Source organism: Lentzea albidocapillata (assembly GCF_000719115.1).
Taxonomy (GTDB): Bacteria; Actinomycetota; Actinomycetes; order Mycobacteriales; family Pseudonocardiaceae; genus Lentzea; species Lentzea albidocapillata.
Window position 1 is genome coordinate 124,589 of sequence record NZ_JOEA01000003.1, and the last position, 25,038, is coordinate 149,626.

General features: G+C 70.8%; 27 protein-coding genes. 12 read left to right on the forward strand and 15 right to left on the reverse strand.

The annotated features are described in order from the left end of the window. Window positions 1–3: 3 nt before the first annotated feature. Genes IG04_RS0104120 through IG04_RS0104130 form a run of 3 tightly spaced genes read left to right on the forward strand, consistent with a single transcriptional unit; the run spans window position 4 to window position 1,681 of the window. The gene (locus IG04_RS0104120; protein ID WP_051768862.1) at window positions 4–480 is read left to right on the forward strand and encodes a MarR family winged helix-turn-helix transcriptional regulator; all 477 of its coding nucleotides are present in this window, start codon (window positions 4–6) and stop codon (window positions 478–480) included. Further along, a complete protein-coding gene (locus IG04_RS0104125) occupies window positions 477–1,394 on the forward strand; it encodes an SDR family NAD(P)-dependent oxidoreductase (protein ID WP_051768864.1) in 918 nt (305 codons plus the stop codon). Before IG04_RS0104120 ends, IG04_RS0104125 begins: the two co-directional genes overlap by 4 nt. Further along, window positions 1,391–1,681: a hypothetical protein gene (locus IG04_RS0104130; RefSeq protein WP_030475163.1), complete on the forward strand. Its 291-nt coding sequence runs from the start codon at window positions 1,391–1,393 to the stop codon at window positions 1,679–1,681. Before IG04_RS0104125 ends, IG04_RS0104130 begins: the two co-directional genes overlap by 4 nt. Here IG04_RS0104130 and IG04_RS0104135 read toward each other — a convergent pair. Continuing rightward, window positions 1,655–2,023: a winged helix-turn-helix transcriptional regulator gene (locus tag IG04_RS0104135; protein WP_245816019.1), complete on the reverse strand. Its 369-nt coding sequence runs from the start codon at window positions 2,021–2,023 to the stop codon at window positions 1,655–1,657. The two genes, IG04_RS0104130 and IG04_RS0104135, sit on opposite strands and share 27 nt — an antisense overlap. Before the next feature lie 3 nt (window positions 2,024–2,026). Between IG04_RS0104135 and IG04_RS0104140 the strand changes: the two genes are divergently transcribed. Further along, window positions 2,027–2,368: a YybH family protein gene (locus tag IG04_RS0104140; RefSeq protein WP_030475165.1), complete on the forward strand. Its 342-nt coding sequence runs from the start codon at window positions 2,027–2,029 to the stop codon at window positions 2,366–2,368. Here the strand turns inward: IG04_RS0104140 and IG04_RS0104145 are convergent. The 3 genes from IG04_RS0104145 to IG04_RS0104155 are packed head-to-tail and all read right to left on the reverse strand — an operon-like array spanning window position 2,361 to window position 5,143. Next, window positions 2,361–3,125 carry an ATP-binding cassette domain-containing protein gene (locus tag IG04_RS0104145; protein WP_030475166.1) on the reverse strand — a complete coding sequence of 255 codons (765 nt, stop codon included), beginning with the start codon at window positions 3,123–3,125 and terminating at the stop codon, window positions 2,361–2,363. The genes IG04_RS0104140 and IG04_RS0104145 overlap by 8 nt on opposite strands. Beyond that, window positions 3,122–4,123, reverse strand: coding sequence for an ABC transporter permease (locus IG04_RS0104150; protein ID WP_030475167.1), 1,002 nt, complete (start codon window positions 4,121–4,123; stop codon window positions 3,122–3,124). The genes IG04_RS0104145 and IG04_RS0104150 overlap by 4 nt, the downstream gene beginning before the upstream one ends. 3 nt (window positions 4,124–4,126) lie before the next feature. Beyond that, window positions 4,127–5,143: a sugar ABC transporter substrate-binding protein gene (locus IG04_RS0104155; protein ID WP_030475168.1), complete on the reverse strand. Its 1,017-nt coding sequence runs from the start codon at window positions 5,141–5,143 to the stop codon at window positions 4,127–4,129. Window positions 5,144–5,288: 145 nt separating this feature from the next. On the opposite strand from IG04_RS0104155, the gene IG04_RS0104160 reads away from it, so the two are divergent. Continuing rightward, window positions 5,289–6,320, forward strand: coding sequence for a LacI family DNA-binding transcriptional regulator (locus tag IG04_RS0104160; RefSeq protein WP_030475169.1), 1,032 nt, complete (start codon window positions 5,289–5,291; stop codon window positions 6,318–6,320). On the opposite strand, the gene IG04_RS0104165 is transcribed toward IG04_RS0104160, so the two are convergent. From IG04_RS0104165 to IG04_RS0104195, 7 genes are all read right to left on the reverse strand, one after another. Beyond that, window positions 6,313–7,080: an alpha/beta hydrolase gene (locus IG04_RS0104165; protein WP_030475170.1), complete on the reverse strand. Its 768-nt coding sequence runs from the start codon at window positions 7,078–7,080 to the stop codon at window positions 6,313–6,315. The genes IG04_RS0104160 and IG04_RS0104165 overlap by 8 nt on opposite strands. Before the next feature lie 17 nt (window positions 7,081–7,097). Then, window positions 7,098–7,529: a hypothetical protein gene (locus IG04_RS43705; protein ID WP_144065259.1), complete on the reverse strand. Its 432-nt coding sequence runs from the start codon at window positions 7,527–7,529 to the stop codon at window positions 7,098–7,100. A gap of 58 nt (window positions 7,530–7,587) precedes the next feature. Continuing rightward, window positions 7,588–8,556 (reverse strand): PP2C family protein-serine/threonine phosphatase, encoded by a 969-nt coding sequence (locus IG04_RS0104175; RefSeq protein WP_036013656.1) that lies wholly within the window; start codon window positions 8,554–8,556, stop codon window positions 7,588–7,590. Further along, entirely contained in the window at window positions 8,556–10,688 is a 2,133-nt protein-coding gene (locus IG04_RS0104180) for a serine/threonine-protein kinase (protein ID WP_051768869.1), read from the reverse strand. Before IG04_RS0104180 ends, IG04_RS0104175 begins: the two co-directional genes overlap by 1 nt. Before the next feature lie 13 nt (window positions 10,689–10,701). Then, the gene (locus tag IG04_RS0104185; RefSeq protein WP_030475174.1) at window positions 10,702–11,658 is read right to left on the reverse strand and encodes a glutamate ABC transporter substrate-binding protein; all 957 of its coding nucleotides are present in this window, start codon (window positions 11,656–11,658) and stop codon (window positions 10,702–10,704) included. Next, entirely contained in the window at window positions 11,655–12,896 is a 1,242-nt protein-coding gene (locus IG04_RS0104190; RefSeq protein WP_051768871.1) for a hypothetical protein, read from the reverse strand. The genes IG04_RS0104185 and IG04_RS0104190 overlap by 4 nt, the downstream gene beginning before the upstream one ends. Before the next feature lie 106 nt (window positions 12,897–13,002). Then, window positions 13,003–13,758, reverse strand: coding sequence for a TetR/AcrR family transcriptional regulator (locus IG04_RS0104195; protein WP_030475176.1), 756 nt, complete (start codon window positions 13,756–13,758; stop codon window positions 13,003–13,005). A 41-nt stretch (window positions 13,759–13,799) separates the two neighbouring features. Between IG04_RS0104195 and IG04_RS0104200 the strand changes: the two genes are divergently transcribed. From IG04_RS0104200 to IG04_RS0104210, 3 genes are read left to right on the forward strand one after another with little or no spacing between them, the layout of a single operon-like run. Next, window positions 13,800–16,121: a DEAD/DEAH box helicase gene (locus tag IG04_RS0104200; protein WP_051768873.1), complete on the forward strand. Its 2,322-nt coding sequence runs from the start codon at window positions 13,800–13,802 to the stop codon at window positions 16,119–16,121. Continuing rightward, window positions 16,118–16,876, forward strand: coding sequence for an SWIM zinc finger family protein (locus tag IG04_RS0104205; protein ID WP_063758207.1), 759 nt, complete (start codon window positions 16,118–16,120; stop codon window positions 16,874–16,876). Before IG04_RS0104200 ends, IG04_RS0104205 begins: the two co-directional genes overlap by 4 nt. Further along, the gene (locus tag IG04_RS0104210; RefSeq protein WP_030475179.1) at window positions 16,873–17,490 is read left to right on the forward strand and encodes a DUF2238 domain-containing protein; all 618 of its coding nucleotides are present in this window, start codon (window positions 16,873–16,875) and stop codon (window positions 17,488–17,490) included. Before IG04_RS0104205 ends, IG04_RS0104210 begins: the two co-directional genes overlap by 4 nt. Window positions 17,491–17,553: 63 nt before the next feature. Here the strand turns inward: IG04_RS0104210 and IG04_RS0104215 are convergent, their stop codons facing one another. Continuing rightward, the gene (locus IG04_RS0104215) at window positions 17,554–18,570 is read right to left on the reverse strand and encodes a helix-turn-helix transcriptional regulator (protein WP_030475451.1); all 1,017 of its coding nucleotides are present in this window, start codon (window positions 18,568–18,570) and stop codon (window positions 17,554–17,556) included. Between IG04_RS0104215 and IG04_RS0104220 the strand changes: the two genes are divergently transcribed. After that, window positions 18,479–19,927, forward strand: coding sequence for an FAD-dependent oxidoreductase (locus tag IG04_RS0104220; protein ID WP_338043488.1), 1,449 nt, complete (start codon window positions 18,479–18,481; stop codon window positions 19,925–19,927). The two genes, IG04_RS0104215 and IG04_RS0104220, sit on opposite strands and share 92 nt — an antisense overlap. Before the next feature lie 16 nt (window positions 19,928–19,943). Here the strand turns inward: IG04_RS0104220 and IG04_RS0104225 are convergent, their stop codons facing one another. Then, entirely contained in the window at window positions 19,944–20,909 is a 966-nt protein-coding gene (locus IG04_RS0104225) for a helix-turn-helix transcriptional regulator (RefSeq protein ID WP_030475181.1), read from the reverse strand. A 49-nt stretch (window positions 20,910–20,958) separates the two neighbouring features. Between IG04_RS0104225 and IG04_RS0104230 the strand changes: the two genes are divergently transcribed. Continuing rightward, entirely contained in the window at window positions 20,959–21,435 is a 477-nt protein-coding gene (locus IG04_RS0104230) for a hypothetical protein (RefSeq protein WP_030475182.1), read from the forward strand. Window positions 21,436–21,575: 140 nt separating this feature from the next. Here the strand turns inward: IG04_RS0104230 and IG04_RS0104235 are convergent, their stop codons facing one another. Beyond that, window positions 21,576–22,307: an SDR family oxidoreductase gene (locus IG04_RS0104235; protein ID WP_030475183.1), complete on the reverse strand. Its 732-nt coding sequence runs from the start codon at window positions 22,305–22,307 to the stop codon at window positions 21,576–21,578. Between the two features lie 493 nt (window positions 22,308–22,800). Then, window positions 22,801–23,091, reverse strand: a complete 291-nt coding sequence (locus IG04_RS0104240; RefSeq protein WP_030475184.1) for a hypothetical protein — start codon at window positions 23,089–23,091, stop codon at window positions 22,801–22,803. An 85-nt stretch (window positions 23,092–23,176) separates the two neighbouring features. On the opposite strand from IG04_RS0104240, the gene IG04_RS0104245 reads away from it, so the two are divergent. Next, complete coding sequence (locus tag IG04_RS0104245) at window positions 23,177–23,755, forward strand: RNA polymerase sigma factor (protein WP_030475185.1); 579 nt, start codon at window positions 23,177–23,179, stop codon at window positions 23,753–23,755. Then, a complete protein-coding gene (locus tag IG04_RS0104250) occupies window positions 23,752–25,011 on the forward strand; it encodes a hypothetical protein (RefSeq protein ID WP_030475186.1) in 1,260 nt (419 codons plus the stop codon). Before IG04_RS0104245 ends, IG04_RS0104250 begins: the two co-directional genes overlap by 4 nt. The last annotated feature ends 27 nt before the right edge of the window (window positions 25,012–25,038 follow it).

The window sequence follows — 25,038 nt, forward strand, 5'->3', positions numbered from 1 at the left end:
GTCATGGATGATCGGCAGCTGACCGAAGAGCTTCACGACTGCCTGTTCGCGATCCGCGGCGAGGTACATGCCGAGCTCAAGGACCTGGCTCGCGACGCGGGGCTGACCGACGCCCAGACCGATGCCCTGTGGAGGCTGAGCCGCGGCCGGGAGATGACCGCGCGTCGCCTGGCCGACCTCCTGCAGTGCGACGCCTCCACCGCCACGTCGATGATCGACCGGCTGGAGAAGCACGGCCTGGTCCGCCGTGTGCCCCACCCCACCGACCGCCGCGTGAAAGTCATCCAGCTCACCCCCGAGGGATGCGCGTTGCGCGATCGCGTCATCCAGCACACCACCGAGCACTCACCCTTCGCCCGCCTCGACCATGAGAGCAGGCTGCGCCTGCACACGCTTCTCCGCGAAGTGATCGATGGCACCGGCTCGACAGGTGAGGCCGCCGCCATCGTCAAGGACACCGCGAAAAGAGAGCAGCGATGAGCAGCAAGATCGCGGTCATCACGGGCGGAGCCTCCGGTCTGGGCCTGGTGACGGCACGCCACCTGATCAAGGCCGGTCAGAGCGTCGTACTCGTCGGCCGGGACGCGACGCGCACCCAGGCCGCCTCCGACAGCCTGCGCGGCCTGGCTCCTGCGGGCAGTGACGCGGCACCGCCCAGGACGTACACCGCTGACCTGGAACAGTGGTCGCAAGTACGGGCACTGGCAGCGGAACTGGCCGCCGACAACCACCCGGTGCACGTCCTCATCAACAACGCAGGGGCGGCGTTCCCCCGATACGAGCAGACACCGGACGGCGTGGAACGCACCTACGCGCTCAACCACCACGCCCCGTTCCTGCTCACCCACGCCCTGCTGGCCGAAGGAGCGCTCACGCCCCAGGCGCGGATCATCAACATGTCCTCGTTCGTGGAAAAGCGCGGCAAGCTCGACACCGCCGATCCGGACGTAGCGGGAACATCATGGAGCAACCGCTTCTACAACCAGATCAACGTCTACGCGACGAGCAAGCTCGTCAGCCTCCTGGCCACGCGAGAACTCGCGCGCCGCCTGCCCGAGGGCATGAGCGTCTACAACGCCAATCCCGGAATGGTCAAAGGCACCGCGATGAACAGCAACGCCGGCGGCCTGATGCGGCTCACCGCCCCGCTGTTCCGCCCGTTCGCGATCACCCCGGACGAAGGTGTGCAGACCCCCGTCCTGCTCGCCACCGCCTCGCCCGCACCGCGTCCCAGCGGCGGCTTCTTCAGTGAGTCCCGGCCGGACACCCCTTCGCGCCTGGCTCTGGACGATGCCCTCGCCCACGCCGTCTACACCAAGACCGCGGCCCTGCTCGGGGTGGAGCCGCTCACGAGCCTTGGGAGGGCGGGGCCCTGCCCTTACCGTGGAGCATGAACACTTCTGGGGATTCCAAGTGGGTCGTCCACATCAGCGGCGACGCGCCGAACGCGCACGACGACACCCGAGCCAGGTTCGACGACGCGCTGCGTGACGACCTCGCCGACCTGGAACAGGAACTGGGCCGCACGCCGGTGTTCGCGCTCAGCCTGTTCCAGGTCCCCGGCGAGGATCAGCGCTGGAAGCGCCTGAAGCCGGACCTGGTGGAGATCTCCGAAGGCCTCATGCGGTCCCGCAACGTCATCGCGCCGCTGGAGTCAGTCATCCGCGAGCTCGCCCAGTAGTGCCTCGCCCGTGCGGTGCAGCTCCACCAGCAACGGCCGCAGCAGCAACCCGGCGGACGTCAGCTCGTACGACGTCCGCACCGGGAAACCGGGGGAGCGCGAGCACGACACCAGACCCTGCGCCACCAACGACTCCAGTCGCTCGGTCAGCACCTTCGCGCTCAGCGACGGCAGTCCCGCCCGCAACGCCGAGAACGACCGCGGGCCGTGCATCAGATCGCGCAGTACCAGCGTCGCCCACCGGCCGCTGATCGCCGCCAGCGCCACCTCCACCGGGCAGTCCGACGACGGCCGGTCCCAGGTCACCGTTTGGTGACCCACACCGGCGAACGCGACGCTCACAGCATGACCATCCACCCCGCCAGTGTGGCCCACGAGTTCGCCGCCGCGTTCAACTCCCGCGACCCGCGCGCCGTCGACGCCGTCTACGAACCCGGCGGCCTGTTCGTGCCCGAACCCGGCACCACCGTCACCGGGGCCGCGCGGCAGGCGGCCAACCAGCGGTTCCTCGGGCTCGGCCTGCCCATCGACGTCCGTCCGCGGCACGTCTACGAACACGACGGCATCGCGCTGCTCATCGTCGACTGGACCATCGGCGACGTGCACGGCACCGCCACCGACGTCGCACGCGAAGGCGCGGACGGCCGGTGGCGGTACGTGATCGACAACCCCTTCGGCGTCAGCTAGGCGGTTCCATGGCGCCGGTCATGATCGCCACCGCGTCCGACATCGACACCGACTTCGGGTCCACCACCGCCTTGCGGCGGCCCAGGCGCTGGATGTGGATGCGGTCGGCGACCTCGAACACGTGCGGCATGTTGTGGCTGATCAGGATCACCGGCAGGCCCCGGTCGCGGACCTGCAGGATCAGGTCCAGCACCGCTCGGGACTCCCGCACGCCCAGCGCCGCCGTCGGCTCGTCCATGATCACGACACGGCTGCCGAACGCCGCCGCCCGCGCCACCGCCACGGCTTGGCGCTGGCCGCCCGAGAGGGTCTCCACCGCCTGGCCGGGGTTCTGGATCGTCATGATCCCCAGCGCGTCGAGCTGGCGGCGTGCCTCCTCCCGCATGCCGGCTCGGTCGAGCATCCGAAACACCGATCCCAGCACGCCCTTGCGGCGCAGTTCGCGGCCCAGGAACAGGTTCGCGGCGATGTCGAGCGACGGAGAGACCGCGAGTGACTGGTGCACCGTCTCGATGCCCGCGTTGCGCGCGTCCAGCGGTGTGGAGAACGACACCGGCTCGCCGTCGAGCAGGACCTCGCCCTCGTCCGGCACCACCGCCCCGGACAGGGCCTTGATCAGCGACGACTTGCCCGCGCCGTTGTCGCCGATCACCGCGAGGATCTCGCCCGGCAGCAGCTCCAGGTCCGAGCCCGCCAGCGCCGTCACCCTCCCGTACCGCTTGACCAGGCCCGTCGCCTGCAGGATCGGGGTGGTCATGCCTTCACCTTCCTGATCCACTGGTCCAGCGACACCGCCACGATGATCAGCACACCGACCGCCATCGTCTGCCACAACACGTCCACGCCGGCCAGCGCGAGGCCGTTGCGGAACACGCCGACGATCAACGCGCCGATCAGCGACCCCACCACCGCGCCACGGCCACCGAACAGCGACGTCCCGCCGATCACCACCGCCGTGATCGAGTCCAGGTTGTCGGTCTGCCCCGCCTGCGGGCTCGCCGACGCGATCCGGCCGATCAGCGTCCACGCCGCCACCGCGTAGATCAGCCCCGCCGTCGCGTACACCGAAAGCAACACCCGTGCGGTGCGGATGCCCGACAGGCGCGACGCCTCCAGGTCGTCACCCGTGGAATAGACGTGCCGGCCCCACGCGGTGTTCTTCAGCACGAACGCCATCGCCGCCACCAGCACCACCAGCAGGATCGAGCCGTAGGTGATGCGCGTGCCGCCCACGGTGAACGTCTGCCCGGTCCACAGCAGCAGCGACGGCATGTCCGAGCCGCGGATCGTGGCACTGCCCGAATACCAGAGGTTCAACGCGAAGAACACGTTCAACGTGCCCAGCGTGACGATGAACGGCGGCAGCTTCAGCCGCGTCACCAGCAGCCCGTTGAGCAGGCCGCACAGCGTGCCCACCAGGAACCCCAGCAGCAGCGCGGGCAGTCCCGGCAGGCCGGTCTCCGCCGCGAACTTCGCCATCACGATCGAGGTCAGCACCATGATCGCCCCGCACGACAGGTCGATGCCCGCCGTCAGGATCACGATCGTCTGTCCCACCGCGAGCGTGCCCACCACCGCGACCTGCTGCAGGATCAGCGAGATGTTGCCCGGCGTCAGGAACCGCTCCGAGAGCAACGCGAACACGATCACCGACGCCAGCAGCACCACCGCCGGCCCGATCGTCGCCTGCGCGTGCAACACGTGCTGCACGCGCGTGAGCAGCGACCGGTCCCGCTGCTCCACCACCGCCGTCATGGCTCAGCCCCAGCAGTTCTGCAGGCCGAACGCCGAGTCCTTCGACTCCACGCCCTCGGCCGGCTGGTCGGTGATCAGCGTGACGCCCGTGTCGGTGTCCTGCGGCTTCGAGCCGTCCTTGGCGAACTTCGATACCGCCTCCACGCCCAGCTGCGCCATCTTGAGCGGGTACTGCTGCGAGGTCGCGCCGATCACGCCCGCCTTGACGTTGTCCACACCGGGACAGCCGCCGTCGACCGAGACGATGACGACGTCCTTCTCCTTGCCCGCCGCCTTGAGCGCCTCGTAGGCACCCGCCGCCGCGGGCTCGTTGATCGTGTAGACCAGGTTGATCCCGGGGTCGCGCTGCAGCAGGTTCTCCATCGCCGTGCGGCCGCCCTCCGGCGCGCCGTCGGTCACGTCATGGCCCACGATCCGCGGATCGGACTCGTCGCCGATGCGGCCCTTGTCCTTCACGTCGACGCCGAAGCCCTCCAGGAACCCCTGGTCGCGCTGCACGTCCACCGACACCTGGTTGGGGTTGAGGTCCAGCAACGCGATCTTGGCCTGCTTGCCGTCCTTGGCGAACTTCGCCTTCGCCCACTGCCCGATCAGCAGACCGGCCTTGTAGTTGTCGGTCGCGAACGTCGCGTCGGCGGCGTTCGCCGGCTCCAGCTGCGTGTCCAGCGCGATCACCAGCAGGCCCGCCGCCCGCGCCTTGTCCACCGACGGCACGATCGCCTTCGAATCGCTCGGCGTGATCAGAATGCCCTTCGCGCCCGAGGCGATCAGGTTCTCGATCGCGTCGACCTGCGACTGGTTGTCGCCGTCCTGCTTGCCCGCGAACGACTGCACCGTCACCCCGGACGAGGTCGCCGCCTGTTGCGCGCCCTCCTTCATCTTCACGAAGAACGGGTTCGTGTCCGTCTTCGTCACCAGGCCCACCAGCGTCGCCGCACCGCCGGAGGATCCACCGCCTCCGCACGCGGTGGCGAACACGAGCAACGCGGCTGCGCCGACAACTCCGACCGTTCTGCGCATGACAACTCCTACGTCAACGTTGACGTAACCGGCCCTCCGCAGACCCACCGCGAGTTGCGGTGAAGCGGCTACGTTTTGATGTGAATCGGGTATACCGTTACGTCATCGTTGACGCAAGAGTCCTAGGACGTGAGCGGGGCGGGGCATGGATCAAGCCGGCGAGAGACGCGAACCCACGATGCGCGACGTCGCGGCGCTGGCCAAGGTCAGCATCAAGACCGTCTCGCGGGTCATCAACGGCCTGCCCGGCGCCGGGACGGAGGTCACCGACCGCGTCCGCGCCGCCGCCCGCACCCTCGGCTACCGGCCCAACCTCACCGCCAGCAGCCTGCGCCGCGCCGACCGCCGCAGCGCCACCATCGGCGTGCTGTTCGAAGACCTCTCCAACCCCTTCGACGCCGCCCTGCTGCGCGCCGTCGAGGACCACGCCCGCCGCAGCGGCGTCCTCGTGCTCGCCGCCAGCACCGAGGACGACCACACCCTGCAACGCGAACTGCTCCTGTCGCTGTCCGCGCGCCGCGTCGACGGCGTCGTCGTCATGGCCGCCGGCGGCCACCAGGACGCCCTGCAGCACGAACGCGAACGCGGCACCCCGATGGTGCTCGTCGACCGGCCGCCCACCTTCGGCGGCACCGACTGCGTCACCACCACCAACCGCGACAGCTCCCGCGCCGCCGTGCTCACACTCGCCGCCCTGGGGCACCGCGACATCGCGTTCCTCGGCGACCGCCGCACCCTGTGGACCAGCCAGGAGCGCTACACCGGCTACCTCGAAGGCCTCGCCCAGGCGGGTCTGACGCTGCGCGAGGAGCTCGTGCGCACCGGCCTGCACGGCGCCGACGTCGCCGAGACCGCCGCCGCCGCGCTGTTCGGCCTCGACCGGCCGCCCACGGCGCTGTTCACCGCCCAGAACCTCGTCACCGTCGGCGCCATGCGCGTGCTGCGCGCCCGTGACCTGCACCGGCGCGTCGCCGTCATCGGCTTCGACGACTTCCCGCTCGCCGACCTGCTCGACCCCGCCGTCACCGTCGTGCGCCAGGACGTACCCGGCATCGGCCGCAAGGCCGCCGAGCTCATCCTCGCCCGCATCGACGGCGACACCTCACCGCCCGTGCACGCCGTCGTCCCCGCCGCCCTCGTGCCCCGCGGCTCCGGCGAGATCGCGCCGCTCAGCTGACCGACAGCACCGCGTCGATCACCTGCGGCCCCGACAGCAGCACCTCGTCGTTGTGGTCCGCGCCGTCGATCTCGACGAGCCGGGCCCGTGCCGCCGTCGCCACCTCACGGCTCTGCGCGGGCGGCACCACCGAGTCCTTCGTCCCCAGCAGCACCACGGTCGGAACGTCCAACGCGGACACCCGCTCGGCCACCGGATACTTGTCCTGCAACAGCATCCTCACCGGCAGCCACGGATAGTGGTGCGACCCGGCCGCCGCCAGCGACGTGAACGGCGAACGCAGCACCATGCCCTTAGGAACGCGGAACGTCGCGAGCTCCGCGGCCACCGCCGCGCCCAGCGACTCACCGAAGTAGACGACCGGCCCGTCGATCAGGTCCAGCGCCGCCCGCGCGTCGAAGGTCAGGCCCTCCTCGGTGGGCTTGCCCGGGTTGCCGCCGTAGCCGCGGTAGTCGAACAGCAGCACCGACAACCCACGCGACGTCAGCGCCCGCGCCAGCGACACCCGGCCCTCCCGGTTGCCGCCGTTGCCCGGGAACACCACCACCGTCACGGGCGCCTCGGGCAGCTCGAAGTGCCAGCCGCCCAGCATCAGGCCGTCCGCCGTCACCAGCCGGACGTCACGCCCGCCGGGCAGCACCTCGTCCGCGCTGGGCAGCGGACCGGGGGAGGGAAAGTACACGAGCTTGCGCTGGAAGGTGAAGACCACGGCGACGATGGTGACAACCACCGCCAACGCGATCAACACCGCCCTCCTCATCGGACCATGATGACCGGTCAGCAGCGCTTGTCGGTGAACTCCTGATAGCCGAAACTCGGGTCACCGACCAGGTCGACGAACGTGCCCGACGCCCGCGTGCACTTCGACAGCGTGTCCGTGCCCCTCGACCAGTTCGCCTGCTGGTTACGCGCCCGCACATACCCCGCCGGGTTCGCGCCGTCCGGGTAGATCGCCGTGCCCACCTCGAACGAGCGGCCCTTGCTGATCCACGAGTCCCACACCCACACGTACGCCCAGTTCTTCCCGCAGCCCTTGAACTGCTTCACCGACGCCACGATCGAACTCGGGCTCGTGCCGGTCTGGATGTAGGCGGTGCTCCCGATCTGGGTCACCGGTCCACAACCGGGCGCCGACTCCGCGTGCGCCACCCCCGAGGACAACCCCGCCAACACGAAAGCGGCCACCGCCGCGACAGAAACGAATCTCACGCCGCGACAGTCGCCGCTCCCGGTTAGCCAGCGGTAAATCACCGCAAAGAGTGAACTTCTACGGCTCCGGTGCGAACGGCACCAGCACCACGGTGATGTTGTCGTGCCCGCCCGCGTCCAGCGCGACCTTCACGAACTCCTCCGGCCCGCACGGCAGCAGCGGCTGCAGGTCCTCGGGCTCCGGCCGGTAGTTGTGCAGCCCGTCCGAACACAGCAGGAACACCCCCGGCGAAGTCGGCTTCAGCGTCACGACCTGCGGCTCGACCCGCCCGGCGTCCGCGCCGATCCACCGCGACAGCACATGCGCGCGACGGTCCGTGCGCGCCTGCTCCTCGGTCAGCACGCCCTCCGCGACCAGCTGCGCCGCCCACGTGTCGTCCGACGTGAGCTGCTTGGAGCCCGCGTCGGACAACCAGTACGCCCGCGAGTCACCGACCCAGCCGATCGTCACCGACGAACCCGTGACCAGCGCGGACACGAACGTGCACGACGGCGCGACACCCCGCGCACCCGGCTCCATGGGCTCGTTCTCCACCAGCTGCTCCACCGCGAAGCACGACGCCGCGACCGCGTCGACCATCGCCTGCTCGGCGTCCGCGGTGTCGATCAGCGCGTTGAGCAGCACGTCCACCGCGGCGTCGGCGGCGGCCTGCGAGGCCTGCTCCGCGCGTTCGGACGAGGCCACACCGTCGCAGACGACAGCGGCGACACCCTTGCCCGCGACGTGGCCGAACGCCATCGAGTCCTCGTTGCGCGCCCGCCGCTTGCCGCGGTCCGACACACCCGACACCGCGCCCAGCGTGTACTCGACCCGGTCCCGCGCCGAGGGCTGGTGCCGGCCGCACTGGGTGCAGTAGTCCTCGTCGTCGATGTCGGGCGACCCGCACAGGATGCACGAGGCCTGCGCGGGACCGGTCGGTCCGCCCAGCGGCGTGCGGCGCACCAGCAGGTTGCGTCCGCACGCCTCGCAGAACCGGTCCTCCGCCGCGACGGGCGCGAAGCACTCCGGGCACTTCAGGGTGTCCATCAAACCAACGTCCTAGGCCTTACCGCGTTCGCGCGGTCCACCAATGCGATCCGTTCCTCCGCCGTCGCCGCGAACCGGGCCAGCGTGCGGTAGCGCCGCTCGAGACCCAGCCGAAGCTCGTGTTCGGAGAGTGCACAGTCCAGCACCCTGCCCTCGGCGGCCTGATTGCGGGTCACGTAGTCGTACGCCGCCTCCAGCACCTCCGCCGAGAGCTGAGTGTGCGAGTGGACGTCGATGTCCAAGGCGTGCAACCGTTCCCCGGCCGCGACGAGGTCCTCCGCGCCGCAGTCCCCGAGCTGCGCGCGGACCGCCGCGATCTGCGCCGCCAGGTGTTGCGACGACGTGTCCGGCACCGACAGCAGCACCTCGACGGCCCTGGCTCGGTCACCGCGCGCCAGCAGCACCCGCGCCAGCCCGAACGCCGCCGACACGTACGAGTGATCCGTGCGCCACACCAGCTCGTACCAGCCCGCCGCGCCCTCGAGATCGCCGACGGCCTCCGCGCACACGCCCAGCGCCAGCTTCGGGGCCGCCTCACCCGGCACCGCCGAGCACACCGCGTCGAACAACCGCAGCGCGTCCTGCGGCCGCCGGTCGACCAGTGCCGCCAGGCCCCGGTACCAGTCCGGGCGCCAGTCCTCCGCCGGGTCGAGCTCGGGCTCGTCGAACATCGACGGCGCCGTCAGCGACTCCAGCTCACGCATCGCCGCCTCGGTGTCACCGGACTCGATCAGCACCCGCACGATCCGCAGCCGCACCTCCACCGTGACCTCCGGTGCCTTGCGCAGCCCCTCCGGATCCGGCGCCGTCGCCGTCGCCAGCCACGACGCGGCCGCGTCCGAGGTGCTCACACTCGGCGCCGGCAACGCCAGCGCCACCTCGGACAGGTCCAGCGCGCCCTCCACGCCGAAGCGGCGGCGTTCCGGCGTGAACTGCCGCGACGGACCCGGCCGCGGCACACCGTCCTCGATCGCCAGCACCTCGCGCAGCACGCCCGTGAGCTGCTCCGCCATGTCCTCCGCCGAGGAGAACCGCAGCTCCGGATTCGGGTTCGTGGCGCGCAGCAGCAGCCGGTGGAACGAGGAGAACCGGCCCAGCAGCGGCTGCTCGGCCACCGTGGGCAGCCGGTCCTTGCCGCGGCCGCGGAAGTCGAACGGGAAGCTCATCACCGCCAGCGCGCGCCCGACCGTGTAGATGTCGGAGAACACCGACGGGCCGATCGTGCCGATCTCCGGCGCCTGGTAGCCGATCGTGCCGTAGATGGGGGAGTGGTGGTCGTCGATGCGCCGCACCGCGCCCAGGTCGATCAGCTTGAGCTGCTCCTCCGTGTGGATCATGTTGTCCGGCTTGAAGTCGCAGTACAACAGCCCGACACCGTGCAGGTAGCCGAGCGCGGGCAGGATCTCCAGCACGTATGCGATGGCCTGCGCCAGCGGCAACGCCTCGTCGCCGCGGCCGTCGCGGCGCCGGGACGTGATCATGTCCTTGATCGACTCGCCGCCGACGTACTCCATCACGATGTACTCGACGAGCTTGCCGCTCTCGCTGCCCTCGTGGCGGATGAAGTTGTGGATCTTCACGATGTTCGGGTGCTCGACCTCGGCCAGGAACCGGCGTTCCGCGAGCGCCGCCGCCATCGCGTCGGCGTCACCGGAGTCGAGCAGGCCCTTGAGCACCACCCACCGGTCGCTCACCGCGTGGTCGAGCGCCAGGTACAACCACCCCAGGCCGCCGTGCGCCAGGCAGCCCAGCACCTCGTACTGGTCGTGCAGCACCTCGCCCGGCGCGAGCTTCGGCGTGAACGAGTACGCGTGCCCGCACTGCGGGCAGAACCCCTCCACCCGGCCCGGCTTGCCGTCCTTGCGCCGCCCGACCTTCTTGCCGCACTTCGAGCAGAACCGCTTGGCCTCCGGAACCTCCGGGTTCTGCAGCACCGCGGTCTTCGGATCCCGGTACGGCACCCGCGGCACCTCGACCAGCCCGGCACCCAGCCGGCCGCGGCTCATCGACCGGGCACTGCCGCGGCGCGTGCGTCCCGAGTTCGACCGCGACATCTCCTGCGACACCGACCAGGGTGCCGTGCCCGGCGCCGTCGACGGCCCGGTCCCGGGCAGATCCAGCTCATCACTCATCGGCGGACCCCTCCTAGTCCCGATAACGCGCGACCGGCGGCGTAGGTGCCGGCCCCAGCGGCGTCAGCCACCGCCCGTAGATCGCGCTCCACGTGCCGTCGGCGCGCATCCGCTCCAGCACGCCGTTGACGAACCGGACCAGGTCCTCCTGGCCCTTGGGCACCCCGACGCCGTAGGACTCGTCGGTGAACCGCGCCCCCACGACCTCGGTGTACGGGTCCTGCGCCGCCAGCCCCGCCAGGATCGTGTCGTCGGTCGAGATCGCGTCGGTCTGCCCCTGCTGCAGCATCACCAGGCAGTCCGTCCAGTTCGGCACGCTCACCGTCGTCTTCGCCCGGTTCACCACGTTGCCCAGCGACGTCGACCCCGACGCCACGCACACCCGCTTGTCCGCGAGCCCCTCCACCCCGGCGATCCCGGAGTTGCGGCGCACCAGCACCCGCTGCCCGGCCTGGTAGTAGACCTGCGAGAAGTCCACGTCCCGCAGCCGGTCGCACGTGATCGTCATCGTGCGGACCACGACGTCGACCGCGCCGCTCTGCAGCATCGGGATCCGCTCGGCCGCCGTCACGACCCTGAACTGCACCTTCTTCTCGTCGCCGAACACGGCCTTCGCGATCTGGCGGGCCACGTCGACGTCGAAGCCCTCGATCTCGCCGGTGAAGGAGTTGCGGAACCCCATCAGGAACGAGTTCTGGTCCACCCCGGCGATCAACCGGCCGCGCTGCGCGATCTTCGCCATCGTCGATCCCGCGGGCATCTGACCGGCCTGGGGCAACGGGCCCGGCCGCAGGCTCGCCGTCGCGTCGCACGCCGGCTCCTCACCCGTCGAACTGCTGGGCGCCGCGGAGACCGTGCTCGCGTTCGCCGGCTGCGGAGCCGCGGCACTGCGCGGCACCACCTCGCTGGGCGCCGGTCCCGCCGAACACGCACCGAGCAGCAGCACCGCCGCCAGCGCCAGTCGCCTCATCGATACTCCTTCAGGCGCTGCCACAGCCCCATCGTCGATCCCGCCGCGCTGATCAGCGCGAGCACCAGCATCCCGACCGCGGTGCCCGCCAGCGACGCCCGCGCCACCGCCATCTCGTCGCTGAACTCCTGCCGCGCCTGCCCGATCCCCCGCACCAGGGCCTGGTCGAGCGAGTCGAAGTACGGGTTGCCGATCAGCGCCACCGCGTCGTTGTACTGCCCCGCGTCGTCGGCCTCGCGGATGCGCTGGTGGACCTGCTGCCACTGCCGGAACTCCCGCATCGCCTGATCGGCGGCCTCGGTGCTCTCCAGGGCTTTCGCGCGCTCCAGCAGGCCTTCGAGGCGTTCGGAGACCTCGACGAAGTTGTTCTCGTAGGACTGGCCCGCGCCCCGCGCGACCAGCGTCAGCGTCTCCTCGCCGCGGGCGGTCAGCGTCGCGATCCGCGCCTGCGCCAGCACGTCGACCTTCTCCGAGGCGTCGCGCGAGTCCGCCACGTCGTTCATGACCAGCACCGACACCGTCGTCACCCACAACAACGACAGCGTGGCGGCCCCGGTCGCCACCAGCAGGCCGACGTTGAGCAGCCGGTTCGTCCTGCGGGTCAGGTACCGCTGGATCAGCACCAGCCCGATCACGAACGCCAGCGCCACCAGCACCGGCACGACCGGGAAGTTCGCCTCGTCCTGCGCGCGGGCCACCCGGTCGGTCTCCGCCCGGTACAGCTCCCGCGCCGCCGGCAGCAGCTGCGTGCGCATCAGCCCCGACGCCTCACGCAGATACGCCGCGCCCACCGGGAAACCCTGCCGGTTGTTCGAGCGCGCCGTCTCGATCAGGCCCGTGTAGACCGGCAGCTGCGCCGCGAGCGTCGCCGTGAGATCGGGGGAGGAGGCCGTCGCGACCGACAGCGCCGCCTGCGCCTGCGCGATGTCCGCCTCGTAGCGTTCCCGCAGCTGGGAGGGCTCCAGCCCGCCGGACAGGAACGCGCTCGCCGCCGTCGCGTCCGCGTCCTGCAACGCCCGGTAGACCTCCTGCGCCGCGTGCGCCAGGGGCTCCGAGCGCGTCGCCAGGTCCTCCAGCGCCCGCTCCTGGCGGTTCACGCTCCACGTCGTCAGCCAGCCGCTCGCCAGGCTCGCCACGACCAGCACCACGACGATCAGGCTCAGCCGCCCAGGGGTCGACCGCGCCAGGCCGGTGAACCGGCGCACCAGCGCCTGCCGGGGACGGGAGTCGATCACCACGAGCGGGCCTCCCAGCGGTGAAGTTGATCGGCGTGGCGTAACTGTAGGCACCTGAACGGCACCGCGTGGGAATTAACGACGCATCCCGGCAGGTGTCACTCAGGAGTTACCGCGCACGCGACTCGATCAGCCGATCGACCCCGTCCAGGATCATCTCCAGGCCGAACTCGAACGAGTGCTCCGGGCTGAACGCGCTCTGGTGCGCCTGCCCGACGGCGCCGCCCACGCGGGCCGCCACCGGGTAGCGGGCCGGGTCGAACACGGTCATCAGGACCGGCGCCGCCGCGTCCCACCACTGCTGGTCGGTCAGCCCGGTCTCCTTCTCGGTCACCGCGGCCGCCGTCAGCCCGCGCGCCGAGTTCTGCACGTGCCCGAGCACCAGTTCGAGCACCGAGTCCATCTCCACGTCCGACAGGCCGACGCCGTCCAGCCCGCGCAGCTCGAAGTCGTACTTCGCCGCCACCTGCGGGCCCAGCACCGTGCGCGACGGCGCCACCTGCAGCAACCACGGATGCCGCCGGTACAGCGCCAGGTTCTCCCGCGCCACGTAGGCGAGGTGCGCGCGCCAGCCCTCGGCGGGTTCCCGCCCGGTCGCGGCCTGCACCGTGTCGACCATGACGTCGATCAGCTCGCCCTTGCCCGGCACATAGGTGTAGAGCGACATCGTCCCCACGCCCAGCGACTCCGCCACGCGCCGCATCGACAACGCCTTGAGCCCGTCGGCGTCAGCCAGCGCGATGCCCGCCTGCACGATGCGGTCCACGCTCAGATCCGGCTTGCCCTTGCGCGACACGCGTTCCTGGGTGCGCCACAGCAACGCCAGCGTCCGTGCCGGGTCACCGCTGCCCGTGTGTTCGATCACGAACCCGACACTACCGTACCGTATGGTGTACGGTACAGAGTATGTTCGTGCCTGCCGACCCGCCCAGATTCGGCCAGCTTCACGGAAAACCCCTGCTCGAAGCCTTACCCGAGGTGCTGTCCGGCGACGGTTACTGGTCGGTGGCCGCCGCGACCGCGCTCACCCTCGTCGCCCGCGGCCGGATCGTGCCCGGCGTGACGGGCGGGGGCCACGACACCTGGCGCGTCGGACCGCTCGACCACGCCGACGAGCTGCACCTGCGCCAGCTCGCCGCGCACGGCGACTACGACCTGCTCCGCCAGTTCCTCGACGCCGTCGCCGACACGCTGCCCCGCACCGGCACAGGGCCGTTCGCCGGCACCGACGCCTGTGACGTCTCCGGGCTCAAGACGTGGGCCGACGAGCAGATCACCCTGTCGTTGCGCATCGAGACCACCGACGACCTGCGGTTCCGCGCGATCGTGCAGGTCCGCGCCGTCACCGACCCCTACCCGCGCGACGTGCGCGGCTCCGGCCGTGAGCTCGACGCCATCCGCGCGATGGCCCGCGTCGACTGGCCGCCGCTGCAACGCCTGCTCGACCAGGCCGACCTCACCGACGACGAGGTCGGCGAACTCCTCGGCACCGGCATCGAGGTCCACTGGCCGCGCGACCTCGCCACGAACCTGTCCGCGAAGGCCGTCATCGGCGAACCGGGCGGCCCTCTGCAGGCAGGCGACCTGCTCTCGTTCGACTGGCGGATCGCGCTCGGCGACTCGGAGCTCACCGACGCCGAGATGGACCTCGTCGCCGAGGCGTCCCGGCCGATCGTGAAGCTGCGCGACCAGTGGGTGCTGATCGACCCGAAGCTGCGCCGCAAGGCCCGGCAGCGACTCGAACCCATCACCGCGGCCCAGGCCGTCACCGCCGCCCTCACCGGCGTGGCGATCATCGGCGGCGAACACGTCGAGGTCGCCCCGCACAGCCTCACCACGGCCGTCACGACCATCCCGCAGTTCCCGCAGCCCGCGGCGTTGCAGGCGCGGCTGCGGGACTACCAGCTGCACGGACTGCGCTGGCTCGCCCACATGACCGGACTCGGACTCGGTGCCTGCCTCGCCGACGACATGGGCCTGGGCAAGACCATCACGCTCATCGCCCTGCACCTGCACCGCCGCCACGACCAGCCGACGCTCGTCGTCTGCCCGGCCTCGCTGCTGGGCAACTGGGAACGCGAGATCCACCGCTTCGCCCCCGGCACACCCGTCACCCGCTACCACGGTCCACAACGGACCCTCGCCTCCGAGGGCGTGGTGCTCACGACCTACGGCACCATGCGCCTGGACGCCGAGGCGTTGCGCGCGCACTCGTGGGGCATGGTCGTCGCCGACGAGGCCCAGCACGTCAAGAACCCGCACTCCGGCACCGCCAAGGCACTGCGCTCGATCCCCGCCGGCGCGCGCGTCGCGTTGTCGGGCACCCCGGTCGAGAACTCGCTGTCGGAACTGTGGTCCATTCTGGACTGGACGACACCGGGCCTGCTCGGCACGCACCGCGCGTTCCGCACCCGCTGGCCCGAACCCGACGACACGCTCGCCAAGGTCGTGCGGCCGTTCCTGCTGCGCCGCCGCAAGTCCGACCCCGGCGTCGCCCCCGAACTGCCCGCCAAGACCGAGACCGACCGGTACGTCTCGCTGAGCGTGGAGCAGGCGGCGTTGTACGAGGCGCTGACCAGGGAGACGCTCGACCAGATCGCGTCGAGCGACGGCATGGCCCGGCGCGGCCTCGTGCTCAAGCTGCTGACCGGGCTCAAGCAGATCTGCAACCACCCGTCGCAGTACCTCGGCCACCCGTCGCTGCAGGGCACCTCCGGCAAGCTCGACCTGCTCGACGAACTGCTCGCCACGATCGTCGCCGAGGACGGCTCGGCGCTGATCTTCACCCAGTACGTCGGCATGGCCCGGTTGCTGGAGCAGCACATCACGCAGCCCACGCGGTTCCTGCACGGCGGCACCCCCGTGCCCCAGCGCGAAAAGATGGTCGACGACTTCCAGAACGGCCGCGCACCGGTGTTCCTTCTGTCGCTCAAGGCCGCCGGCACCGGACTCAACCTCACCCGCGCCGACCACGTCATCCACTTCGACCGCTGGTGGAACCCCGCCGTCGAGGACCAGGCCACCGACCGCGCCTACCGCATCGGCCAGACCAGACCCGTGCAGGTGCACAAGCTCGTCACCGAGGGCACCGTCGAGGAACGCATCGCCGCGCTCCTGCAGGACAAGCGCGACCTCGCCGACGCCGTGCTGCACGGGGGAGAGTCCGCGTTCACCGAACTCACCGACGCCGAACTGGCCGAGCTCGTCCAACTCAGGAGCGCACAGTGACCGCCCGCGGATTCGCCGCGTTCCCCAAGGTGACGCGCCGCGTCGCCGGCACCTGGTGGGGCAAGGCCTGGGTGAAGGCTTTGTCCGACACCGCACTCGACAGCGGCCTGATCCGCCTCGGCCGCCGCTACGCCCACGCCGGCGTCGTCGGTCCGATCACCGTCAGCCCCGGCCGCCTGCACGCCCAGGTCCACGACGACGACACCGTCTACAGCACCACCGTCAGCCTCCCGGTGCTCTCGGAGGTCCAATGGGGACGGTTCCTCGACCGCGTCGCCGAACACGCCGGCCACATCGCCGCCCTGCTGGACAACGACATGCCACGCGACCTCGTCCTCGCCGCCGAAGAGTCCGGAGTGGACCTGCTGCCCGGCATCGGCGACCTCGAACCCGAGTGCGACTGCGACGGCTGGGAACTCCCGTGCCGCCACGCCGCCGCCCTCGCCCTGCAGGTCGGCTGGCTGCTCGACGCCGACCCGTTCGTCCTGCTGCTGCTCAAGGGAAAACCGGAACAGGAACTCCTCGACGCCCTGCGCCGGCGCGTCGCCGGTCCCGTCGGCACCAGAACACCTGTGGTGGTTTCCGTCGAACCAGCAGGTCAGCTGCCCCCTCGTCCTCCGCTCCCGACCACCACACCTGTGGTGCTCGCGGTCGAGCCGCCACCTGGCTTCGAGGCGGCGGACATCGTGGCACTGATGGAGATCGCCGCGTCCCGCGCACGCGCACTGCTGCGTTCGGGCACTTTCGAAGGGTGAGCCATGACAAACGCCTTCTCGAACCGCTGGTCCTGCTGGAACTGACCGTCGCCGCCCTGGTCGCGTCGGGCATCGGCCCCCACGACCGCGCCACCTGGTACCTCGAAGTCGCCCCGGTCGTCCTCGGCGGGGCGCTGCTGGTGGCGACCTACCGGCGGTTCCCCCTGACCCCGCTGCTGTACCGGCTGATCTTCCTGCACGCGCTCGTGCTCATCCTGGGCGGCCACTACACCTACGCGCGGGTGCCGGCCGGGTTCTGGGTGCAGGACTGGTTCGACCTCGCGCGCAACCACTACGACCGGTTCGCCCACTTCGTGCAGGGGTTCGTGCCCGCTGTGCTCGCCCGCGAGATCCTGCTGCGCCGGACACCGCTGCGTCCGGGCGGGTGGCTGTTCTTCCTTGTCCTCTGCGTGTGCCTGGCCTTCAGCGCGACCTACGAACTGGGCGAGTGGCTGGCGGCCGTGGTCGCCGGCTCGGGCGCGGACGAGTTCCTCGGCACCCAGGGCGACGTGTGGGACACGCAGTGGGACATGTTCATGGCGCTGCTGGGAGCGTTGGTCGCGCAGTTGGTGCTGAGGCGGGTGCACGACCGCGAGCTCGCGCGTGAGCGTTGAGCAGGCGGTGGCGCATTGGTCTCCCGGGACCTGCTGCGCCACGCGGACTACCGCACGCCTTAGTCAGTCGCGTGAGGACTGTCGAACTTCCGCCGTCCGGATGCCGGCATAGCGACGAGCGATGTGACGGCAGGCCTGCAGGAGTTCCGGTGGGTGCAGGTCGGTGAGGTCGGTGTCGAAGGTGGCGAGGATTCCGGCGATGCCGGCCCAGGACCAGGCGCCGAGGGTGAGTCGGCAGTGGCCGGCGTCGAGGTGTTCGACGACGGAGCCGCCGGGTGCCCAGCGGGCCACGACGTGCGCGGGCAGGTTGAGGCGGGCGCTGCCGGTGCACTGCCAGGCCGCAGGGGTGTCGCCGCGGTCGTGGCTGCTCATGACGAAGTGCGCGAGGTCGTCACCAGGGGGTTCGCGGGGTGCGAAAGCGCGGGTGGTGGGGTGCGGGTGCAGCCGGTCCACCCGAAGTACCCGCCAGTTCCGGTCCTCGAGGTCGTAGGCGACGAGGTACCACCGTCCCGCCCACACCACGAGATGGTGGGGCTCGAGCCGGCGAGCTGCCGCGAAGTCCGCCTCGCCGGGGGCGGCGCGCGTCCCGTCAGGGCGCAGGACCTCGGTGACGAGAACACGGCGCAGGCGCACGGCGGTGCCCACGGTGGTGAGTGCGGCGGGGTCGATCGGGGGCGCGGGGAACTCCCAGTAGTTGCGCAGCCTGGTCAGGCGCAGGGATTCCATGGCGGCACGGAGCGTGTCGGGCATGGCCTGCTGCACGGTGGCCAGCGCTCTGGCGGAGTCGTCCTGCAGGCCGAACACCGAACTGGGCGCGGTCTGCAGCGCGATGGCGATCGCGAGTGCCTGGTCGTGGTCGAACAGCAGGGGCGGCAGGGCGTGTCCGGTGCCGAGCCGGTAACCGCCGTCCGGGCCGCGGACGGTCAGGACCGGGTATCCGAGTTCGCGCAAGGTGTCCAGGTCGCGTCGCACGGTGCGTTCGCTGACCGTGAGGCGGGCGGCGAGATCCCGCAACCGCCACGTCCGGCGCGAGCCGAGCAGGGACAGCAGTTGCAGCGCCCGGTGTGACGTACTCGCCATTGCCTCATCGTGCCAGCAGTACTGGCCATCCGGTGTCCACTACCGCTGGCACCGTCTGCGTCACCAGCAAAGGGTGGCGGAAAGGCAGTTGAGCATGCGCGTGGTCGTGGTAGGTGGAGGGATCGGCGGACTCTCTCTGGCGGCGGGAGCGCGCCGGAGCGGCCATGAGGTGACGGTGTTCGACCGCGACACCGACGTCGCCGCGACCGGCGGCTACCACATCACCCTCGACGAGCGTGCCCAGTCGGCGCTGCGGCGGCTGGTGGCGCCGGAGATCATGCGCCGGCTGCTGGCTTCGAGTTCGGCGCTGCGCCTGCGGGACCGTGACATGTTCTGGGACTACCGCGGCCGGGTGCTCGGACACGGCCCGGACCTGTCCGGCAGCGCGAGCATCGACGTCGACCGCATCACCCTGCGCACGCTGCTCGCGGAGGCCGTCGGCGAGGACCTCCACCTCGGGCGGGCCGTGTCGGGCGTCGGCACCGACGAACACGGCATGCCGCAGGTCATGTTCGCCGACGGCACGCCGGTCACCGCGGACCTGGTGGTCGGCGCCGACGGAACCCACTCGGTCGTGGCCCGCCACCTCGCGGCAGGCCCGACCAGCCACCCCGCCGGCATCATCGGATTCTCCGGCCGCACCCTGCGGGCCGACCTCACCGTCGCCGAACGGCACCGGCTCGGAACACGCTCGTCGATGGCGATCGGCCCGCGGGGCGCCGCGCTCTACGTCGGGTTCCTCGACCCGGTCGGCAACGCCGCGCTCGACGCCCCCGAGCTGAGCACGTCGATCACCACCGGCCCGACCTACATCTGGGGAGCGATGTTCCCCGAATTCGCCCGCACCGACTTCCTGCGGGACCTGCACGGCACCGCACTGCGCACCGCTCTGCTCGACCGGTTCCGAGATCACCGGTGGGCCGGCCACACGCTGGAGGTCATCGCGCGCACCGATCCCGGCAGCGTCGCCGCGTTCCGGTTCAACGCCGCGTCCACCCGCGCCACCGACCTCGCACCCTGGACCGCGGGCCGCATCACCGCGCTCGGTGACGCCGTGCACGCCACACCACCCACCGCGGGCATGGGCGCCGGCGCGGCCATCCAGGACGCCGCCGACCTGCTCGCCCGGCTCGACGCCCTCCCCGACGGCACCACCACGGCCATCACCGACGCGATGGGCCGCTACGAAGCACAGCTGCGTCAGCGCGGCGGCGAGGTCCTCACCGCGGCCATGAAGACCGTCCGGCTGATCCTGGCCACCGACACCACCCTCGGCGCCCTGGCCACCGCCGCGCTCAGCCCGGTCGTGGCCGCTGCCACCCGGCTTCGACGCTCACCCTCTTCTCCGCGGAAGTAACCCCGTGAATCTCAGTTCATAGATAGATCGACGCCAGCCGGCGCACCGCGTCCGCGATCTGCTCCCGCAGCTCCTCGGGCTCCAGCACCTCGACCTCCCCGCCCAGGCGCAGCAACATCCCGGTCGCGTGCGCCACCGACTCGATCGGGATCGTCGCCACGAAGAAGCCGTCGTCGTCCACGACGGACTCCTCCGCCGCCCGCGCCACGACCGGCAGCACGTGCGACCCGAACGCCTCCCAGCCGGCGGGCGACAGCCTGATCACCGCCGAACCCGTGTACTGCCGCGCCTGGAAGTCCTCCAGTGACGCCGTCCAGTGCGCCGCCAGGTCGAACCCCTCCGGCCGTGAGAACGACTCCTCCGACACGGTGGCCGCCTGGATCTGCGACACCCGGTACGTGGAGATCCGCGTGGACCCCTGCGCGACCAGGTACCAGCGCCCGGCCTTGAGCACGAGTCCCAGCGGCCGCAGCACGCGCGTCACGTCCTCGGGCGCGCGCCACCGCCGGTAGCTGACCTCCAGCAGCCGCTCCCGCCACACCGCGTCCGCCACGACTCCCAGGAACGGCGAACGCTCCGGGTCGTAGTACCAGGCGGGGGCGTCGAGGTGGAACCGCGTGGCCATCCGCGAGGCCCGGTCGCGCATCGGCGACGGCAGCGCCGCCATCAGCTTGAGCTGCGTCGCCGCGACGGCGTCCCCGAGGCCCAGCTCCGCCGCCGGTCCCGGCAGGCCGGCCAGGAACAGCGACTCCGCCTCCTGCTCGGTCAGGCCGGTCAGCCGGGTGCGGTAGCCGTCGAGCAGCTGGTAGCCGCCGGACGGGCCCGCGTCGCCGTACAGCGGCACCCCGGCGCCGTGCAGCGACTCCACGTCCCGGTAGATCGTGCGGACCGACACCTCCAGCTCGTCGGCCAGCGCCTGCGCCGTCATCCGCCCCTTGCTCTGCAGCAGGAGCAACAACGACACCAATCGACTCGCGCGCACGCGGCCCACACTGACACACCCTGTCAGGGTTAGTTCATACGTTCGACCCATGGCTTTCTACGAGAAGGAACTGGCGGTCAAGGAACCGCTGGTCGTCGCCGGCAGACACGTCAAGCGCTACGAGGTGGTCACCCCGGGGCTGGAGATCACCGACGACATCCGCGACGCCGCCTACGCGTTCCTGCCGAAGATCTACCCGGACTTCGAGGACCCGACCCCGCCCGCGACCGTGACGGTCCTGCACCGCAGCGCGGCGGGCATGTACCTCAACGCCTACAACTGGGTCTGGGACAACGTCCTGCACTGCCGCACCGCCGTGTCCGGCGACCAGCCGTTCCTCGGCTCGACCGACCCGGACCTCACCCACTTCACCGTCATCCCGAAGGACCTCATCGGCTGCGTCTGGGAGCTCCCGCCGCTCGCCCACGAACGCACGGCGTGGGTGCGGCACGTGCTGGAACCGGACACTCCGGACTTCGAGGGCTACCTCGGCGACGTCATGGCCGAAGGGCTGGTGGGCCGATGAGCGAGGAGTGGCAGGGGGCCGCTGCCCGCTGAAAACGGGTGGACGGCGGCACCGCGCTGAGCAAGCGCCGCGACGCCGGGCTGGTCGAAGAGGAACCGGCCCGGCCCGGCGATCTCACACCACTCGCGGGGGGCGACGCGTCAACCCCTGCCGATGTAGGGCATCGTCGTCGCCATCACGGTCATGAACTGCACGTTGGCGTTCAACGGCAGCTGAGCCTGGTACAGCACGGCGTCGGCCACGTGCCGCACGTCGAACGTAGGCTCCGGCTCGACCTCGAAGTTCGCCTGCAGCACGCCCGCGCCCATCCGCTCGGTCATCTCCGTCGCGGCGTTGCCGATGTCGATCTGCCCGCACGCGATGCCGAACGCGCGGCCCTCCAGCGACAACGACTTGGTCAGGCCCGTCATCGCGTGCTTGGTCGCGTTGTACGCCACCGCGTGCGGGCGCGGCACCGACGCCGAGATCGAGCCGTTGTTGATGATCCGGCCACCGCCGTACGTCTTCATCACCTTGAACGCCTCGCGGGCGCACAAGAAGGCGCCAGTCAGGTTCACCCCGACGACCTTCTCCCACGCGCTGAGGCTGAACTCCTCGATCGGTGTCGCGCGCACGTTCATGCCGGCGTTGTTGAACAACACGTCGACACGGCCGAAGCGCGCGACGACCGCCTCGAACAGCGCGACGACCGAGTCCTCACGCGACACATCGGCCGGCACCACGAGAGCCGAGTCGGGAAAGCCCTCTCCGGTCTCGATCAACGCGTCCTCGCGCCGGCCCGCCAGCGCCACCTGGAACCCCGCCCCCAGCAGGGTTCGCGCCGCCGCGCGCCCCACCCCGGAACCCGCTCCCGTCACGACCGCGACTGCCATCGGTGATCTCCCCTCGATCCAGCGATTGCCTGAAGTGTCCCGTGTGGAGTACTTACAGGTGTGGAGTGCGAAGAGGACACCTGCCTGCTGTGCGCGGGGTCCGGAACCATGTCGTGGCAGCAACCCGTTCCCGGTCCCGATGGCCTTGTGCTGCACGAGATGTCGCACCCGTGCCCGCGCGGATGCTCCGGCTGGTGGAAGCTCCCGCACGGGGAGAGCAGAGGCATCGTCGCAGGCAATGTCGCACGCGCCAACGAGATTCCGGCCGGTCCGTCCACCCAGGCCTGATCACCGAGCGTGAACGATGGGGGTCACCCATTATTGCCGGGAGGGTCCCTGCTTGGCGGATGCCGCCACTTGGAGTAGAAGCGGACACTTTTCTTCTGTGAAGGAGTGCAGCCGTTGCCTTGGTTCTGGGCTCAACGAGGATCGGTCCGCCTGCCGGGTCTGCGGAGGCTTGGGGCAGGTCCCGGACCGATAGCTGTCGCAGGGCCTATTTCTTCGTCATCAAGGTCGGGCCGAGGATCCGGCGGGCCAACCGCCGGGTCAGCGACTTGCTCTTGCTCTCCGCGGCCGCGGAAGTCGTCGCGGGAGCGGGTGCTGGTGCGGGTGCTGGTGGAGTGGCCGCCGCGGGTGCGGGTGTCACCGGGGAAACTCCCGGGATCGTCGCCGCGTCCTGCTCCGGGATCGTGATCCTCGCGAACACCTGGGTCTCCGCCTCGACATTGCCGGGCTGCTTCTGCTCGATCGGCACGCCGAAGATCTTGCCATCGGCGCCATTCACGCCTCGAATGAGGGGCGGCTCCCTCCCCGTCGGGTGACGCGCGTCACGCAGCACACTGGCCTGTGACGGCCCCAGGCGGAGTGTGATGACTGAGACGACCGAGCGCGCGAACGTCGGGCCGCCCGACACGCGCCTCTGGGAACAGATCGCGAAAGGCGACCACGCCGCGTTCACCGAGCTGTTCGAACGCCACGCCGAAGCGGTCTGGAACTACGCCTACCGCCTGACCGCGTCCTGGTCGCAGGCCGAAGACCTGCTCTCCGCGACGTTCTTGACGGCCTGGCGCAAGCGCGGCGACGCCCAGCTGGTGCGCGACTCGGCGCTGCCGTGGCTCTACACGGTGACCGCGAACCGCGCCCGCACCGAATGGCGGGCCTCGCGCAGAGCGTTGCGGCTGGTCACAAAGCTGACCCCGCAGGACGAACGCGACCACGCCGACGAGGTCGCCGCCCGCACCGACGCCCAGCGCAGACTCGCCGAGGTGGTGGCCGCCATCGTGAAGCTGCCCGCCTCCGAACGCGAGATCGCCCAGCTCTGCCTGCTCGGCGACATGTCCACCGCCGACGCCGCGGCGCTCCTCGGCATCGCCGAGTCGAGCGTCCGCGCCCGCGTCTCCCGCACCCGCGCCCGGCTGCGCGACCTGACCCCCGAGGACAACGGATGATCGACCAGCTGCCCGAACACCGCACCATGCCCGACGACGTCCGCATGCGGGCCCGCCGGCGCCTGTCCGAGGGCATGAGCCCGCCCGCCCGCACCGGCAGGCCGATCCTGATCGCCGCCGGCGTCAGCATGCTCGCCGCCGGAGCGGTCTTCGCGAGCCAGGCCCTCCTCGGCAGTTCGGCCGACACGGCGGCCCCGCCGATGCAGTACAACGGCGAGTTCGTCGGCAAGGACCGCAAGCTCGTCAACCACATCGAAACCGGCAAGGTCGCCCCGGAGGCGCTGGCCCGCTGCGTCGCAGCCGCGAAGGAGCACCCGCCCGCCGAACAGTGGCGGCCGATCGCGACCGGCAACAAGAACGGCACGGTGCTCACCGCGTTCCGCGCTCCGGCCGGTGTGTTCTTCTGCGCGAACACCGCGACCACCACGACGATCTCCGCGCCCGACCCGGTCCGGATCGAGGACGGCCGCCGCAAGGTGAAGATCCTGTTCACCACGCCGTCCGGCACGTTGGCCGGCCTGGTCTCGCCGGACGTCAGGTTCCTGAGCCTGTCCCAGATCGCCGACTCCGGGCTGAGCAACACAATGCCCGCGCTGGTGGACGGCCTGTTCCTGGCGCCCAGCGGGTTCCAGAAGGCGGAGAACGGCACGAAGGCGCTCGTCAACGGCGAGGAGTCCGCCGTGCGGGGCGTGCCGAGGCCCACCGCGTCCGTCGTCGACCGGCCACTGCCGCCCGCCGCCCGCGACACACCCGAGACCGCGCGGTTCGGCGCCTGCCTGAAAAACCGGGCGGTCCCCGACGCCGACCAGTTCGCGCACGGCCTCACCGCCAAGGTCAGCGCCACCGACACGATCATCACCGGCCGCTTCGGCGACCTGCTGCTCTACTGCCGCGAGGCGGACAACGACCCGACGCCCGGATCGGTGTACGACCTCGACGACCTGACGGAGATCCGCGGCACGACCGTCGCGGCGATGTCGGTGTTCTACGACTTCAAGCCGTTCAAGGTCAACGAGCAGGGGGAGTACTACGAGGGCGGCAGCACCAGTGCCGCGGCGGTAGGCCTGGTCCTCGACCCCCGCGCGGCGTCGGTCACCTACACCAGCCCCGGCGCTGCGGACGTGCCCGCCACCATGGGCAACGGCACGTTCGTGCTGGCAGCGCGGCTGTCCGACCGGCATCCCGACGCCCGCGTGGTCGTGCGGGACGCCACCGGGACCGTCCTGGAGACGATCACACCGCAGAACCCGTCGTAACCAGGCCGGGCAGCGGTAAAGCGGTGG